This is a genomic window from Nonomuraea sp. bgisy101, from assembly GCF_057708945.1.
Window position 1 is genome coordinate 59,494 of the sequence record NZ_JBYITD010000003.1, and the last position, 15,176, is coordinate 74,669.

17 protein-coding genes and 1 pseudogene are annotated in these 15,176 nt (G+C 67.9%); 10 read left to right on the forward strand and 8 right to left on the reverse strand.

Features of this window, described 5'->3' with window-relative positions; translation table 11 throughout:
- Positions 1-5: 5 nt before the first annotated feature.
- Both AC3EO4_RS06480 and AC3EO4_RS06485 read right to left on the reverse strand, forming a co-directional pair.
- Positions 6-683 carry a hypothetical protein gene (locus AC3EO4_RS06480; RefSeq protein ID WP_431894265.1) on the reverse strand — a complete coding sequence of 226 codons (678 nt, stop codon included), beginning with the start codon at positions 681-683 and terminating at the stop codon, positions 6-8.
- Positions 684-923: 240 nt separating this feature from the next.
- On the reverse strand, positions 924-1,463 hold the full coding sequence (locus AC3EO4_RS06485) for a hypothetical protein (protein ID WP_379573159.1): 540 nt from the start codon (positions 1,461-1,463) through the stop codon (positions 924-926).
- Between the two features lie 147 nt (positions 1,464-1,610).
- On the opposite strand from AC3EO4_RS06485, the gene AC3EO4_RS06490 reads away from it, so the two are divergent.
- The 5 genes from AC3EO4_RS06490 to AC3EO4_RS06510 all read left to right on the forward strand — a co-directional run bounded on the left by AC3EO4_RS06490 (position 1,611) and on the right by AC3EO4_RS06510 (position 7,502).
- A complete protein-coding gene (locus tag AC3EO4_RS06490) occupies positions 1,611-2,858 on the forward strand; it encodes a helix-turn-helix domain-containing protein (protein WP_431894267.1) in 1,248 nt (415 codons plus the stop codon).
- A 693-nt stretch (positions 2,859-3,551) separates the two neighbouring features.
- Positions 3,552-3,956 carry a YbaB/EbfC family nucleoid-associated protein gene (locus tag AC3EO4_RS06495; protein ID WP_431894269.1) on the forward strand — a complete coding sequence of 135 codons (405 nt, stop codon included), beginning with the start codon at positions 3,552-3,554 and terminating at the stop codon, positions 3,954-3,956.
- The gene (locus AC3EO4_RS06500) at positions 3,949-4,437 is read left to right on the forward strand and encodes a hypothetical protein (RefSeq protein WP_379573162.1); all 489 of its coding nucleotides are present in this window, start codon (positions 3,949-3,951) and stop codon (positions 4,435-4,437) included. The genes AC3EO4_RS06495 and AC3EO4_RS06500 overlap by 8 nt, the downstream gene beginning before the upstream one ends.
- Positions 4,334-7,114 carry an ADP-ribosyltransferase gene (locus tag AC3EO4_RS06505; RefSeq protein ID WP_488186333.1) on the forward strand — a complete coding sequence of 927 codons (2,781 nt, stop codon included), beginning with the start codon at positions 4,334-4,336 and terminating at the stop codon, positions 7,112-7,114. Before AC3EO4_RS06500 ends, AC3EO4_RS06505 begins: the two co-directional genes overlap by 104 nt.
- Positions 7,115-7,130: 16 nt before the next feature.
- Positions 7,131-7,502, forward strand: coding sequence for a hypothetical protein (locus AC3EO4_RS06510; protein WP_431894272.1), 372 nt, complete (start codon positions 7,131-7,133; stop codon positions 7,500-7,502).
- A gap of 182 nt (positions 7,503-7,684) precedes the next feature.
- Here AC3EO4_RS06510 and AC3EO4_RS06515 read toward each other — a convergent pair whose 3' ends face one another.
- The 3 genes from AC3EO4_RS06515 to AC3EO4_RS06525 all read right to left on the reverse strand — a co-directional run bounded on the left by AC3EO4_RS06515 (position 7,685) and on the right by AC3EO4_RS06525 (position 10,658).
- The gene (locus AC3EO4_RS06515) at positions 7,685-8,026 is read right to left on the reverse strand and encodes a hypothetical protein (RefSeq protein WP_431894273.1); all 342 of its coding nucleotides are present in this window, start codon (positions 8,024-8,026) and stop codon (positions 7,685-7,687) included.
- A gap of 354 nt (positions 8,027-8,380) precedes the next feature.
- On the reverse strand, positions 8,381-9,436 hold the full coding sequence (locus AC3EO4_RS06520) for a hypothetical protein (RefSeq protein ID WP_379573166.1): 1,056 nt from the start codon (positions 9,434-9,436) through the stop codon (positions 8,381-8,383).
- 565 nt (positions 9,437-10,001) lie between these two features.
- Positions 10,002-10,658, reverse strand: coding sequence for a DUF4386 domain-containing protein (locus tag AC3EO4_RS06525; RefSeq protein WP_379573167.1), 657 nt, complete (start codon positions 10,656-10,658; stop codon positions 10,002-10,004).
- A gap of 316 nt (positions 10,659-10,974) precedes the next feature.
- Between AC3EO4_RS06525 and AC3EO4_RS06530 the strand changes: the two genes are divergently transcribed.
- Positions 10,975-11,556 carry a P-loop nucleotide/nucleoside kinase family protein gene (locus tag AC3EO4_RS06530; protein WP_379573168.1) on the forward strand — a complete coding sequence of 194 codons (582 nt, stop codon included), beginning with the start codon at positions 10,975-10,977 and terminating at the stop codon, positions 11,554-11,556.
- A 76-nt stretch (positions 11,557-11,632) separates the two neighbouring features.
- Here the strand turns inward: AC3EO4_RS06530 and AC3EO4_RS06535 are convergent, their stop codons facing one another.
- Entirely contained in the window at positions 11,633-11,989 is a 357-nt protein-coding gene (locus AC3EO4_RS06535; protein ID WP_379573169.1) for a VOC family protein, read from the reverse strand.
- 81 nt (positions 11,990-12,070) lie between these two features.
- On the opposite strand from AC3EO4_RS06535, the gene AC3EO4_RS06540 reads away from it, so the two are divergent.
- Positions 12,071-12,508: a MarR family winged helix-turn-helix transcriptional regulator gene (locus tag AC3EO4_RS06540; protein ID WP_379573170.1), complete on the forward strand. Its 438-nt coding sequence runs from the start codon at positions 12,071-12,073 to the stop codon at positions 12,506-12,508.
- Between the two features lie 45 nt (positions 12,509-12,553).
- Positions 12,554-12,709 carry a hypothetical protein gene (locus AC3EO4_RS06545; protein ID WP_488186335.1) on the forward strand — a complete coding sequence of 52 codons (156 nt, stop codon included), beginning with the start codon at positions 12,554-12,556 and terminating at the stop codon, positions 12,707-12,709.
- A gap of 68 nt (positions 12,710-12,777) precedes the next feature.
- Here the strand turns inward: AC3EO4_RS06545 and AC3EO4_RS06550 are convergent.
- Positions 12,778-13,044: pseudogene (locus AC3EO4_RS06550) on the reverse strand (hypothetical protein); the annotation flags it as partial.
- Positions 12,927-13,325 carry a nuclear transport factor 2 family protein gene (locus tag AC3EO4_RS06555; protein ID WP_379573171.1) on the reverse strand — a complete coding sequence of 133 codons (399 nt, stop codon included), beginning with the start codon at positions 13,323-13,325 and terminating at the stop codon, positions 12,927-12,929. The gene AC3EO4_RS06555 and the pseudogene AC3EO4_RS06550, both read right to left, overlap by 118 nt.
- 88 nt (positions 13,326-13,413) lie before the next feature.
- Here AC3EO4_RS06555 and AC3EO4_RS06560 point away from each other — a divergent pair, with 88 nt between their 5' ends.
- Entirely contained in the window at positions 13,414-14,034 is a 621-nt protein-coding gene (locus AC3EO4_RS06560; protein ID WP_431894276.1) for a TetR/AcrR family transcriptional regulator, read from the forward strand.
- 94 nt (positions 14,035-14,128) lie between these two features.
- Positions 14,129-15,106: an NAD-dependent epimerase/dehydratase family protein gene (locus tag AC3EO4_RS06565; protein ID WP_431894277.1), complete on the forward strand. Its 978-nt coding sequence runs from the start codon at positions 14,129-14,131 to the stop codon at positions 15,104-15,106.
- Positions 15,107-15,176 lie beyond the last annotated feature (70 nt).

Here is a 15,176-nt window from a genome sequence, read left to right on the forward strand (position 1 = left end):
GATGATCAAGGCGGAGGCGGCGGGATCGTGTGGCTGAGCTGTACCGCCTCGGCGCAATCGGCCGCCCCCTCCTTGGCCGCCATCGCGGACTTGGCCTGCTCGGTCATGTACGGCTCATCGCAGATCCTCGGCATGGAGTCGCCGCCCATCAGCCCGAGGAACGCCTGCGCCTGCTCGACCTCCTCCGGCAGGCCGCCTCCGGAGAACTGGTCCACGGTGGTCAGCGCCGTGGCCAGGCACATGAACCAGACGACTCCCAGGACCGCCAGCTTGACCCCGCGCAGCGTTCCCTTCCGATAGAGAACGAACCCGACGACCGGCAGGGCCACCGCTCCGACAAAGCTGCCGATGGTGAACAGGAACACCATGGCGGCCAGTCCGGCCAGGATCGCTACGAACCCGCCCGTCCCCATCCCGCCCAGCGCCTGCTGCACCGCCCCTGCGCCCTGATCGCCCCAGACCTGGCGGTTCTTTTCCGCCAGCTCATCGATGACGCTCGACCCGCCGCCAGGTGGAGGGGCGGTGTTGGGCAGCCTGGGGGCGGACATCTGGGGCGGGGTGCTGGGGATGTGGTGGTCGCGGTAGACGCCACCGGACGCGTCGCGTACGTGGTCTCTCCATTGACCGTTCTCGCTCCACCGGGTCTTGCCCTGAGGGTCTTGGCGCCAGCCGGGTTCATACATGTCGGTCCTCTTCAGGGGCGGTGTGGGGACAGGCGTGTCGGTGGGGGGTGCGCGTCGTCTCTCGTGGACGCGGACATCGTGCGTGTTCGGGGTGGCCGGCCGGTTCGCACCCGCGCCAGGAGGGGGTGCGAGCCCCGCGTCGTTCCCTGTGCGGGCCGTCGGGCGCGGTCAGGCCGAGGTACGCCCCGTCGAGCCATGCGACCTCATGACCGATGGATCGCCCCTGACGGGGCGGGAGGGTCAGCGGGTGGCTTCGGTGGCCTCCCTCGTGGCGGCTTCGGTGGCCTCCCTCGTGGCCTCTTCGACGTCGCGCTGGGCGACACGGGCGCTGCTCACCCTGGCGATCGCCCGTGACTGGTTGATCCCGTAGTTGTCGTTCCACCAGATCCGGCCGACGCCCATGATGTAGCCGTCCGTGATCCGCAGGGTGACCTTGTCACTGCGTCCCTTGCTCCACCCGCCGACCGCCGTCGACTGCAACTGACCGTCGCACACGCCGCGCGTCTGGCTGGGCCGCTGGCAGTGCTTGAGCTGGATGGTCATGTGCTTGGAGTAACCCCATGTCTGGTTGCTGGAGTTGAGGTACGCGCAGGCGACGGCCGTCCGCGAGTCGTAGAAGACGTGGACGTACGCGGCGGTGTCCCCGCTCTGGATGCGCACGGGCGTGTGCAGGATCCGAACGCCCTCACAGCTCGGCGCCGCCTGCGCCGTCTGGGCCGAGGCCGCCGCCGGTGAGGCCAGCAGTCCGGCGGTGAGCAGACCTATGAACGCGGCACGCATGAGCCCTCCTCGTTTCGTTGGCATGCCTGACAGGTTGGCCACGAAACGACAGGGATGGAAGGATCTTGAGACTTGAACTCTCTCACCGCTGATACAGCGCCCTGAGCTGCTGTTTCAGCGGACTGCAACAGTTACACGGGGTACTGGATGAACGTAGATGAAACGGCCGACGCGCTCGGCCGCGCCCTGGATCAGGCCGCCACGGGCTTACGCGAAGCGCTGGAATCCGCAGGGAAACAGCAGAAGTACCTGGTGAATCACGTCAGGAACACCACACCCTCGATGGTGTCGAACTGGTTGTCCGGTCACCGCCAGCTCACCAAGGGCACCAGGCTGCCGGGTGTCGAGGACATGCGCGATGTCGCCACCGCGCTGGGAGTGTCCGGCGATCGTGCCGACCGCCTGCGGGCCATCGGCGAGCGGATCGACGTACTGCGCGGCACCCTGGAGAAGACCGGACGTGGATGGCGCCAGAACGCCGCCACTCGCATCGCCGCCACCGCCTCGGCGGAGACTTCGCCGCCCCTGCCCCTTGAGCCGGAGCCCCCGATCGTGGTCGCGCCGGACGTCCTGGACCCGACGCCAGGTGCCGGTGCCGCCGTATCCGACTTCCCCGATGCTTCAGGGGGCTCGCCGTCGAGCGCCGGCGCTGCCACCGCGTCGTTCGCGGGCGCACCGGTGCCCTCTGGCACACCGCTGCCTGCTTCGCCGGAGTCCACGACGACAACGGTCGGCTCCCCCATGCCTCCGCCCGTTGCGGGGCCGGTCTCCGCGTCGCGGAACGGCACCGCGGCATCGGTGACGGCGTCGGCCACGACCGCACCGGCCCGCGCTGCCGAGACGTCGCCGCCAGACGTCGGGCACACGCATGCCGTAGCCGCGCGAGGAGCCGAGCCCGAGCGTGAACCCGGAGGCGCGGTCGGTGCCCGGGGCAGGGGCCGCCGGACGGTGCCGCTGACACACGCCGCGCTGGCCGCCGCCGTACTGGCGGGGCTGGCGTTCTACGGCGGCACGGTCTTCGGCGGGACCGACCGCCGCGCCGGCGAGGGCACCGAACGCTGCGGCGAGTGGACGCCCGCCGGCCAGGGTGTGCAGCTGCAGCCCTGCATCAAGGTCAGCGACGAGACCCTGATGGTACGGACGCGGCTGCGGGGGCCCGTCGGGATCAAGACCGACATGGCCGTCCAGCTGTACGACCCGATGACCGAGTTGCCGGTCTCCCAGCAGCTCAAGTGCCACAAGATGTACATCACCGTGCCGGGGCAGGTGCAGTCATGCGGGTACTTCGCCGTCCGGACGCTCTCGGGGCGTGACTACGCCGCGAGGAGCTCCTGGAAGATCGAGGACGGCCCGGGCTTCATCGGCGAGGTCCTCAGCCCCACGCTGCGCTGGTGATGGACCGCACCTCCTGACGGGCCGGGATGACCCGCGCTGGGACGGCTCCTCATGCTCGGCCCGGATGGGCCGTCCACACCCTGGAGGCACCGTGGAACGCCAGGCCGAACGCCTGGTCGGCTGCCCCCCGGACAAGACGTCGACGGGCCACCTGGATCGGCCGCCGGTCCCGAACCGCAGCGACCTGATCAAGCCATCGCGAGTGCTGATCCGAACCCCGCGATGAAGCATGGGGAGCTGCTTCCGAGGTCAACGGCGACGAGGATGCCGGTGGTCTGCCCCGCGACGGCCCCGACAAGCGCAACAATGGAGATCAGCAGCCTCCGGGGCACCGGCTCGGCGGCGTCCTCCACGAGTACTCATATGCGGTTTGAACCGCATGGATGGAGTTTCGGCAGGTGCACCGGTCATCGACCGCCTGCCGGTGGACATCGGCATCGCCATGCTGGTCCACGCCCCAGTCGCCGGCACGATGCAGGGCTGACCCGCCCCTGCCGATCCGGGCGGGCAGGGCACCGCCGGGGACGCCCTCCCCGGCGCCTAGCCACCCTCCGAGGCCGGGCTCCGGCGCCTCGCGGCAGACGTGAACATTGGGTTTTTCTGCCCTCAGAGGGATTTAGTACGGTATATCGTCCACGTTACAGCAGTGACGAAAAGCAACTTATGGTGCTGTCGGAACGAGAGGTACGCTGCTTGAACGACGAGTTCCATATGGCCATCGAAGCGCTGGCCAAGGAGTACAACCGGCAGGCTGGCGAGCTGCGAGCGGCGTACGGCAAGCTGTCCGAGCTGACGGGGACCGCCGAGTCCGACGACGGCATGGTGAGCGTGACGGTGGGGCCGCGTGGTCAGGTGCAGGACATCAAACTCGACCCCCGGGTGTACCGCAAGCTCTCGCCGTCGGAGCTCGCCCACGCGATCATGGAACAGATCGGCGCCGCCACGGAACAGGTGGCCGGCCAGACGAAGGAGCTCATGGCGCCGTTCATGCCGGAAGGGCTGCCTCTGGAGGAAGTACTGGGCGAGGGGGCGAGCATTGAGGCGTTCCTGCCACAGCCGGTGAAGCTGCCGGCCGAGGAGGGGGGCGCGCGTGGGTAGCGCTCGCGCCCAGGGGTACGAGGCCGTCTTCAGTGGCCTGCGGACGCGTTCCTCGCAGGCCGACTACACCGTCAATTTCCTCTGGGGCCTACGCGACCGGTTGAACGCGACCTTCTATCAGGAGGGCAACCCACTGGGGAACGACCAGTACGGCGCGGAGCTGGAGAAGAACCGTTACACGATCGAGGACGCCGTCTTCGGCGCCTTCGACAACTACATCCGGGAGATGGAGGACCTGCGCGACGGATTGCGGGGCAACACGAGGAACTACCAGGACGCCGAAGGTTACGGCGACTCCGGCTACGGAGACTCCGGCTACGGGGACCCTGGCTACGGCGATTCCGGCTACGGAGACTCCGGCTACGGGGACCCCGGATATGAGAACCCCGGCGGCTACGGCGGCACCCAGGACCTACCGGACGTGTCCCTGGACAACCTGGGAAGCGCCAACGGCGATCCGGCCCCCCCGCAGGGTTGGTGAGCTTACTTTGGGGTTCGACGGTTTCCTCGTGCCCGATTGGGCCAAACCCTTTGTCGGCTATGCCGTCGGCATGGACTGGCCCGAAGGCGACGAGGACGGCTGTTTCCGGCTCGCCGACGCGTGCGCGGCCACCGCGCAGGACATCCTGGACGAGCGGGGCATGTCGGTCTTCACCCGGGTGGGCGACGACTGGGACGGCGACGCGCTGAAGGAGTTCGTCAAGCGGGTCCAGGACGTGTCCGATCCGGCGCTGGCGAAGCTCATCGAGGAGCTCGTCTCAGCTGCTTTCCATTACAACGATCTCGGCGTCCAGGTCCAGTACACCAAGCGGATGATCGAGGTCTCGGTCTGGTTCCTGATCTTCCAGATCATCTGGTTGCTGGCCGCTGCCGTCGGCCCCTGGGGCCCGGCGGCCACGGCCATGGTCGGCGCAAGGGTGCAGCTGACCCGGCTGGCCATCGCCCAGCTCGGCAAGCGGTTGCTGATCAACATCGGCCTGTTCGGCGGCCTGATGGGCGGCATGGACCTGGCGGTGCAGGCCTCCCAGTCCCGGCGCGATCACCTCGACTGGGAACAGATCATGACGTCGGCCGGCACGGGAGCCGTCCTGGGCGCCTTCCTGACGGGCTTCACCGGGATCGTGCCCGCCAGGTCCATGCTTGGACTGATGGGCCGGTCGGGCATGGCCAGCGTGGCCACGGACCTGACCGTGCAGCTCTCCAGCGGACAGCCGATCGACTGGGACAGGCTGGTCAAGAGCTTCACCTCGGGCGTGGTGGGCGGCGCGGACGCGCACTGGGCGAGCTGGAGCCCGTTCGCGCACGGCAAGTCAAGCGCGGGCCCGGCCGGCGACAACCCTAACCCCGCCCACGGCTCCTCCTCCTGGTCCTCGCACTCCTCCTCGTCCTCGCACTCCTCCTCGTCCTCGCATTCCTCCTCTTCCTCCATTTCCTCGCACTCCTCGTCTCATACAGCGGACGGCTCGGGCGGCCTTCCGTCCGGGCATTTCCCGCAAAACTCCGCCGCGCAGTTCCTCAACCATGCGGGCGGCGACAGCACCACGCTCGCCGGCGCCGCGGCCAAGCAGGACCTGTCCTTCAAAAGCGCACTCGGCGTCGACGCCCTGATCAACGGCTCGCATCACGTGGATCTGCCCGGCTCCGCCCACACGGGCGACGGCGCGCTGCCCGGCCCGGCCCACACCGGGGACAGCGCGTTGCCCGGCCCATCCCGTGCGGGCGACGGCCCCGTGCACGCCGGCGCGAAGCCGGCCGGCCTCGGCCCCGCTTCCCTGGCCGGTCAGTCCCCCGGCCCGTTTCGGATCCTGGAAAATCCCGGCAAGTCGGGCGACGGTTACGTGAGCGGGGGCCTCTGGGGCAAGTACGGCGCGGCAGGCGTACTGATCAGGGGCATCGACGAGCACGGCCAGCCGCGCTACCTGCTCATGCAGCAGAGCCAGTACGTCTCCAACGCCGGCAAGTGGCAACTGCCTGGCGGAGCCCTCGACAGCCTCGAAAGCCCCGTGCACGGCGCCGCCCGCGAGCTCAGCGAGGAACTGGGCGTCAACCAGACCTACCTCAACACCCTGAAGCTCAAGGGCGAGCACGCGGTGGAGGTTGGGGGCGGCGGCTGGAAATACACCAACCTGGCCGCCGAGGGGCCGATGTTCGCCCCGAAGCTCGACACGTTCGAGACCAGCGGCGCCAGTTGGCTCACGCTGAAGGAGCTCAGCTCCATGGCGAACAACGGCCAACTGCATCCCGCCCTGGCCAAGGCCCTGCCGGACTTGCTGGCCCTGTATCACAAGGACGCGAGCACGGACCTCGCCGCCACGCCCGCGACCCCGCCGAAGGACCATTACACCGCGTCGGGAACAACGCGCCAGCTCAAGCCCCCGGTAGATTTCGGCACACACGCCGTATCCGGCGATGGCGTTCCCACCCCCTGGCAGACGCCCCACGGCAAGCCGGCGACCTCGCCCCCCGCCTACTCCGGGCTCACCAGCGACGGGCCGAGCCCGTCGCTTGGGCAGACCATCCGCCGCACAGAGTCGGGCCTGTACTACACCGCGGCCGCCCCGCATGTCCCCCTGGACGCGCCCTTCGGCGCCCGCCTCGTCGCTCCCACGTTCGGGAAAGCGATCTGGACAGGGGTCTTCAACGACATGTCGCGGTCCGAGCAGGCGGCGGCCGACCATTACTCCGGAAGCGGATATAAGGAGATGAACGGTTACCTGCGCAAGGGCGACTCCGCCCTCTACGGCGAGACGTCGCGCGAGATCGCGAAGAGCAAGCAACGCGTCATCGCGCAGATCGAGGCCCTGAACGGGGTCCTACACCGCCAGCCGGTCCCCGAGACGATCGACGTGTTCCGGAATCTGCGGCTCACCTCGGACCTGTTCACCGTGCCCGTCCACGAGCTTCCGGGAACCGTGCAACGCGACCCGGGCTTCTTCTCGACGAACCTCGGCGACAAGCCGGTGTTCTACGGCGATGTCACCCTGCACCTGCGCGTGCCCGAGGGCACCCCGGCCTTCTATCTGGAGCTGATCAGCCACCTGGGTGAGCGGGAACTACTGTTGGGCACCGGCATATCATGGTTCGCGGAGGATGTGAAACGGCAGGACGGCAAGTGGCACGTCTACGGCTGGGTGCTGCCCGAGGAGTCCGGCGGCTGATGAAGGAGACGAAGAATTGTCGTTGAAAGACCAGCCCGCCTTCCAGACCGTCCAGGCTCCGGACGCCTACCCGCGCACGACGTCCGCCTCGGTCCGCTACGTCCCGATCGTCAAGGACGGCACCGTCATCGGTTACCTGTGGGCCGCGACCACGGACGACGCGGCGCAGTACGTGCCGCGCGAGCAGGCCGGTGACGCCGCCTTCGACGCCGCCGTCGCCTGGACGCAGCGCCTGCGCTGGGCCAAAGCCAACGGCATCACCCCGCTACAGGCGCTGCGGCACTGGGCCGGCGAGAGCGAGGACGCCCGAGCGGGCGAGGTTCCGACAGGAGCGCCTTTCGAGCTGCCGTCCCTGGGCATGCTGGTGGAGCTGGCCGCCGCTGAGTGACGTGGGCGGCCATTCACGCCGCACTGTGCCGGTAGCGGAGGCGCTTGATCTGCCAGAAGGCCCGGATGACACGCTTGTCCAGATCGACGTACATCCATCGCATACCCAGCGGCTCTGACTGCCGAAGACCGAGGGGGAGCGCCACGGACCACCGGGTGCCGTTCCGGTGGCCCTGGACCACATCAAGGGCGGCGCTCCGCGCCATCCCGCGGCTCGTGCACGCCCGGGTAGTGCCCGTATTGGCGTTGACGCCGGCGCTCGAAGTAGTCCAGGCCCATGGACCACATCCCACCGCCGATCGCAATGCCGAGGCAACAGAGCAAGGCGGGCGGCGTGAAGGGCACGTCCAATATCACCAGTAGGACGGCGAACAGGCCACCGTAGACAGGGCCGACGATCAGCGCACCGCGCACAGGATGAGCCGCAACAAGCCGTCGGCCGGCATCCGGCTCGGCACTGCCGCCCAAGAACGCATCCACTCGCCAGAACCAGCCCGCAAGGAGTCTCAACACCTGCATGGTCAACCCCCATTCATGTCTCCGGCGGGCGCACTCCGGCTGCGAGTGATCGCCGCGCCGAGTGTGTGGGCCGTAGACGACTGAGGTGGAAACCTGATCATCCCGCCCGCCATCGACCCGGGACAAGCCGAGCAGACCAGGGCCTGCTCTCTCTGCGGGCGGGACGACGGCGGACACTCGCTGCACGGGGTGTGCAACCGTGAGCCTTCCACCCGCGGATGGGGTCGAGCGCGAGGCGGCCAGTGTCGCCGCTGAAACCTCCACCCGCATCTCGTGCAGGAGGCGGGGGCGCCGTGCTTCGCGCGGCATGGCGCACGAAGCACGGCGCGTGTACTGCGGCGCCGTCACCTTTTGGCAGGTTCAGCCTTTGTAATCGGTGGTGTGGGTCTCGGAACCGGTCGGCCACAGATATTTGCCGTGGTCCGCGGCCGAATAGTTGCTGTTGCCGTCTCCGGGACGGGCTTGGATGAGATTGCGGCGCCAGGTGGAGCCGCGGGACGATCCGCTCCAGAAATTGCCGTACAGGAAGCCGTACAACTGCTCGAGTTCCGCCGAGAAGACGTTGTCGGTCACGGTGATGTTCCTGGCGTTGTTGGTGACACCGATGCTGACGGCGTATCCCCAGCCGGAGACGTAGTTGTTCGTGAACTTGATGTTCTGGTACATGCCGTTGCCCTGCAGGGCCAGGGCGTTGGTGTTGCCCACCGAGGCCAGGGTGTTGTGGTGGACGGTCATGGGACCGCCGTCGCCTTCGCTCTGCGGGCCGATGCCGTCGTGGTGGTAGACGTCGCGAGCCGTGTCGGCCATGTCATGGATGTAGTTGTTCGTCCAGGTCGACGGGCGGCCGGGGAAACCCGTCACCATTTGCATGCCCGCGTTGCCCCAGATGTCGTTGTGGTCCATGACGGCCACGGCTTCCTTCATCGTCGTGGCGTACTGCCAGGACTTCTTGAAGGGAGTACCGGGCTTGGAGTGAGCCGACGAGACGGTGCCGTTGTTGCCCGGCGGCCTCGAGTAGGAACTCGGCTTGAACGTCGAGTACAGGAACTTGATGCTGGTGTCCGAGTAGATCTGGATGAGGTTGTCGTCGGGGTTGGTGCCCTCGAAAAGACAGCCGACGAACGTGAGATTGTCGCCGTAGATATAGACCTTCAACGCGCGGAACCGCTTGAAGGAGATGACGCTGTTGTCGGGGAACCTGAGCGTCAGCGGTTTGGTGTCGCTCATCTTCGGCGCGTGGTCGGTGAGCTTGCCCGGGTACTTGCCCAGGCCCAGACCTCCGGCGTTGGCCGGTGTGTTGGCGTAGCCGGTGTTCGAGAAGTCCGGCCAGGTCCCGGAACCGTCGTTGGGCCGGGCGTCGATGCCCGGAACCGGCTTCGCCGGCTCGCCGTCCGCGACGGCGCTCGCGGGCAGCACGGGCGCGACGGCGCTCGCGGGCAGGGCGGGCGCGAGGAACGCTAGAGCGGCGACGGCGGCGAGGCCGCTCCGGGTGAACGCGCGGACGAGCGGAGAGCGGAGGCGGTCGTACGCGCCTCGGCGGGATAATCTCTTGATCTTGTACTCCGGTACAGTCGGTTGTGAGCGTTACTGGTGAGGTCGAGGCCCCTGCGCGGTCCGGGAGAGCCCATCTCCTTCAGCCCAGAGGTCCCCTCGACACCAGGAAGTCCTCTGAGGTCGCCGGAAGTTACAGGTGACTTCTCATGACCCACACGCCGCAGGACGCAGCTCGCTCGGCGGGGTTCGCGCTCGCAGCCGGATTCGCCCGCCCTCGTCCGCTCCATCCTCCGTGACCAGCGGCGATGATCACGAAACACTACACCAACAAGATCGTTGACACCATGTACAACAATCTGTGACGCCATGAGGACGCGGCGGCCGGCATGCCCTGGGGTGGCCCACGGGCGCTGCTTGGCCCCGCTACCCGGCCAGTGGCCGGACCTCACCATGCAGGCCGTCGCGACAGGGTGGGACGGCGTGCACGTCAGCCGCGCCGGTGACCCGTTGTCGATGTCTTTGTATCGAAGCCTCTTGTGATCAGCCACATGGCCAGGACCAGGCTTTGTACGGCCAGCGGTGCATTCATGGTCAGGTAGAGCGGTGTGACGACATCAGTCACACCAAACAGCACCAAGAAGCTCGCCAACATGGCCGATCCGGCCCCAAGAAGTCCCCACACGGACAGCCAACGAGGGACGAGTCTCGACCGATAGAGAACGCAGAACAACAGGAGATCTCCGAGGCTCAGCGAGATGATCAATGCGACGTGGTTGACCAGGTCGCGAGCCGTCCGCAACAACTCACCCAAGACCTCGAGGTGGGGTGCGCCCGAGGTTCCGGCTTGGGAGAACTCCCGACCCAGCACGAGAAACAAAGGCAGGAGAATCACGCCCGTGAAATGGAACATCGCTGCTATCAGCCTGAATCCGAGGAAGCCCAGACTGAGCGCTTCGTTCTCCACCCTCAATGCCGGATACAGGTAGAGCGCGAACCCGACATAGGCGGGGATCATGATGAACTGAGCGACTGCGCCGACGATGACCTGGCCCTCATGTGCGGAAATGAGGACGAGATAGTGCGGCTCCTCGAGGGCGGGCACGACACTTAACACGCCTGCGATCACGCCCACGATGACCAGCACGCCCGCACCTGCGGTTGCTCGCCTGTTGGTATTCATAACACGGTCCCCGTATATGTCAGCGCGGACTTTCCGCACCCGTCCTTACACCCGTAAGGACGCGCTGCCGACGCTACCCTTACATGCGTAAGGCCGCAAGGGTTCTACTGCAGAAGGAGGTCCGGGTGTCCGAGCGTCGACACCCGGCCCACCGCTCAGCCCGCAGCGCGTGATCGAGGCAGCGGTGGCCGCCGCGCGTGCGGCCTGGGGCCGTTCTCGTGCGCACCCGCCACACGGACCGTGAGACACGGGAGCCCATGATCAGGTCTAGCATTGGCCGATGCTCGTGGTGCTCGTGAACGGCCTACCTGGGGCAGGCAAGACCACTCTCGCCAAGCCGCTCGCCGACGAGCTCGACCTCCCCCTGCTCAGCAAGGACCGGATCAAGGAAACCCTCGCCGACACACTCGGCGTGACACCACCGGCAGGCCTCACCGCCCGCGCATGGAGCCAGAAACTCGGTGTCGCAGCAGGCGAGACCTTGTGGGCACTGCTCTGCGACGCCGGCCAGGGAGCCGTACTCGAAAGCTTCTGGCTCCGGAACCTACGCCCGGTCGTCACCGCAGGACTCCATCGCGCGGGAGCCGGGACGGCACACGAAGTCAGGTGCGTGCTCCCGCTCCGTGTCGCGCGCCAACGCTACGAGGAACGAGAAGCACGCAGACACGCGATCCACCTCGGCGCCATCGTGGGCGATCTCCAGTGGAAAGAACTCGAACGCCAAGCCCAACCGCTCGATCTTGGCCACACGTACGACGTGGACACCACCCGACCCGTGGACATCCCTCGACTGGCGAAGCAGATCCGCCAAAGAGCCGGCCGGAAGAACGCCTCCGACGGGGCCACTCCAGCTCCGAACTGAGCAGGCAGGGTCGGCGGTGGCCAGCAGGCCGACAGCCATTCGGTTTCAATGACTGTCGGCGAGGGGTCGCAGGGAATCACGCCGCCCGGTCGTGGACGGTGACGGCGTAGCCATCCGGATCGGCGAAGGTGAACGTACGGCCGAACGGTCCGTCGAAGGGCTCGACGAGGATCGGCACTCCGGCGGCCGCCATCTTGTCGTGGAGAGGCTGGGAGTCCTCGGCCTTGATCCAGATCGCGACTCCCCAGCCGAGGCGATCGACGGCGTCGAGGTCGACGAGCGGCTCGCGGACGGCGAAGGGGATGGGCTCGGTGTCGAACACGACGGCGTGCGGCGGGCTGACCGGCGCCCGCTCCAGCCCGAGGTAGGCCGCATAGAAGTCGGCAGAGGCCTCCAGGTCGCGAACCTGGACGGCGATGAAGTCGGGACCCATGGTGTCCTCCTGGGACGGTATCGTTGTATCAGTCTTCCTGAGACTATATCAGGCAGCCTGATACTTGCAAAGGAGAACGCGGTGGCGGATCGGCCGGGATATCTGATCAAGCGCGCCCAAGCGGTGCTTCACCAGGCCATGCTGGACGCCCTCGCCCCGCACGGGCTCACAGTCTCGCAGTACGCGGTGCTCGCCGCCCTGGGCCAGGACCCCGGCCGGTCCAACGCCGACCTGGCCCGTCAGGCGTTCGTGACGCCGCAGAGCATGAACACCGTGCTGCGCGAACTCGAGGACCGCGAACTACTGAGCCGCCGGCCGCATCCCCAGCACCGCAGAGTCCTCCAAGCCGAGCTCACCGCCACCGGCACTCGACTCCTGGCCGACGCCGCAGCCGCCGTCGACCTCGTCGAGGCGCGCATGCTCTCCAGCCTCTCCCCTCAGGCCCGGACGGAGCTTGCGGACGCACTCACGGCCTGTGTCGACGCCCTGACCTCCGGGGCGACGACCGGCTCCGACTGAACGTCACGGCGGGCCCGCACCAGCCCGTGCGCGCGCGCCACCGCGTTGAACACCTCGGTGTTCAACCTGGCCATCGCGCTCGGCGCCCTGTTCGGAGGCATCGTCGCCGACAACGTGGCCATCGCGGGGGTTCTGTGGTTCGGGGCGGTCCTCGCCGTTCTCACCTCCCTGGCCGTCGCCCGCGTGCGCGAGTCCGGCTGACGACGAATGCCGGAGTGAGCCCGGACCTTGCGCCTGGTTCGGGCGCAAGGTCCGGGTCGGACGAATCCGACGCAGGCGACATGGCCTCCTATCGCCACGGCCTTGAGCGACTGCTCCAGCAGTCCGGCGACGTCGATGACGCGGTCGGCGCCCTGCCCGCCGGTCAACTCCCGAACCCTGGCGGGCCAGTCGGGCGTGGCCCGGTAGGCGCACGGACTCAGCCGTCGATGCCGGACTCGGCGGCCAGCGGGACCTCGCCTGCGGTCTTGCTGAAGCCGAGAGCCTCGACGATCAGGCCGTCGCGCACCCGCATGACGTTCACGCCGCTGACCCAGTCGGCGTCGCCGGGGCCGAAACGGTAGTGCCAAAGGATCGTCGCCCGGTCTCCGGCGACCACGACCTCTTGAGGCTGGAACTGGGTCGTGCGGTCCTCCACGAGCGCCCGCCACCAGGCCAGGCAGGCCTCGCGGCCCTCGACGCGCTCCCCTGTGGGGGCCGGCTGGACGGACTCCATCACGCAGTCCTCGGCGAGCAGGTCGGTGAGCAGATCGGGGTCGTGCTCGACGAAGGCCCGGTTGAAGCGGTCCATGACCTCGGCCGTTGTGCGGTGCATCATGCGAGAATCCTAAAGGGATAGAACGTTCGGTCTAAACAATGTATATAGACTGGTTGATCTACTCGTCAAGTGATGAGAGGCTGGGACCATGAGCACACGCGCCACGCCCGGCCCGCGGGAACGCCTGCTTGACGCCGCCCGAGAGCTGACTTACAGCCACGGCATGGGCGTCGGCGTCGACACGTTGCTGAAGGCCGCGAACGTGGCCCGGCGCTCGCTGTACGACCACTTCGGCGGGAAAGACGGGCTGATCGCGGAGGTGCTACGGCGAACCACCGCCGAGGACGAAGCCTTCTACATGGAGATCATGCAGGCCGCGGGCGAGGACCCACGCGACCGCCTCCTGGCCGTCTTCGACAACCTGGCCCAGGTCATCGCCGAGCCGGACTTCTGCGGCTGCCGCTACCAGGCCGCCGATCTCGCGCTGACCGACCCCGACCATCCCGCGCACGCCATCACCCACGACTACCGCGTGCGCCTGCACCGGCTCTTCGAGCACGAACTCGTCAAGCTCGGACATCCGCAGCCCGCGCACGCTGCCGCCCAATACCTTCTGCTCATCGCAGGGACGCTGGCAACCGGTGCCACCCAGGCCGACGAACACCCCGCGGCGTTGGCTCGCGAACTCGCCGAGCAGATCCTCGACCTCCGGCACCACGCGACACCGGCGACGCCCGATGGGGGAGCACAGCGACGATCGAGGCGATGACGTCACGGCGCCACGAGCACGATCACCGCGCGGTGCGGCCTTGACCGGTTTCCTCTGAGCCCTTCGTGATTCGCTCTTGGTAGTGTCGCCGGCCGTGCGGATTCTTGTTCTTGGCGGTACGTCTTTCGTGGGGCGCGCCATCGTGGAGGACGCCCTGCGTGCCGACGCCGAGGTGACCCTGTTCGGCCGAGGCAGGACAGGGACCGACTTGTTCCCCCAGCTGACCCGACTCATCGGCGACCGTGACACCGGTGACTACGCAGCACTGCGCGATGGCACATGGGACGCGGTGGTAGACGTCAGCGGCTACGTTCCGCGCCACGTCGCGCAGTCGATGGACGCACTGGAGGACCGGGTCGGCCGGTACCTGTTCATCTCAAGCCACGCGGTGTACCAGCGCACTGGCGTCGGGCCTGGCTCGGATGAGGACGCACCGCGTCGGCCGGTGGTGCGCGACACCGAGGAGCTCGATGACGACACCTACGGTCCGCTCAAGGTGGCATGTGAGGACGACGTGGTGGCCCGGTACGGCTCGCGGGCGACGATCGTGCGGCCGGGAAAGGTGGCCGGGCCGCACGACCCGTCGGACACGTTCACGTATTGGGTACGGCGAGCCTCGTACGGCGGGCCGGTGGCGCTGCCCGCGGACCCCGAACAGCCGGTGCAGATCATCGACTCGCGCGACTTGGCCCGCCTGGTGGTGCGGTTGCTCCTTGACGAGCGCCCCGGCGCGTTCAACGCGGTGGGTCCTGCTGAGCCGACCACGCTCGGAGCACTCATCGAGACCTGCGCGCGGGTGGCGGGCACTGAAGTCGAGATCGTGCCGGTGTCACCCGACGTGGTGCCACCGCTGTTCCCGCTGGTGCGGGCGAACTGGCCGACGCAGCAGCGCAGCTCGGCCCGGGCCCGCGCGGCGGGCATGCCCGCGACCCCGCTGGAGGTGACGGCGGCCGACGTCTTGGCCTGGGACCGCGAGCGGGGCGAGCCACCCCTGCTGAAAGGTTTCTCTCCGAAGGAGGAGCAGGCTCTACTGGCGCACCGGGGACGGCGCTGGCCTCAGGGCCCGGGGTGATCACGACAGGCTCAGGAGTTCAGCGGCTGAGCCGATGATCTTCCCGCCATCGCCCGGGGTAAGCCGAGCG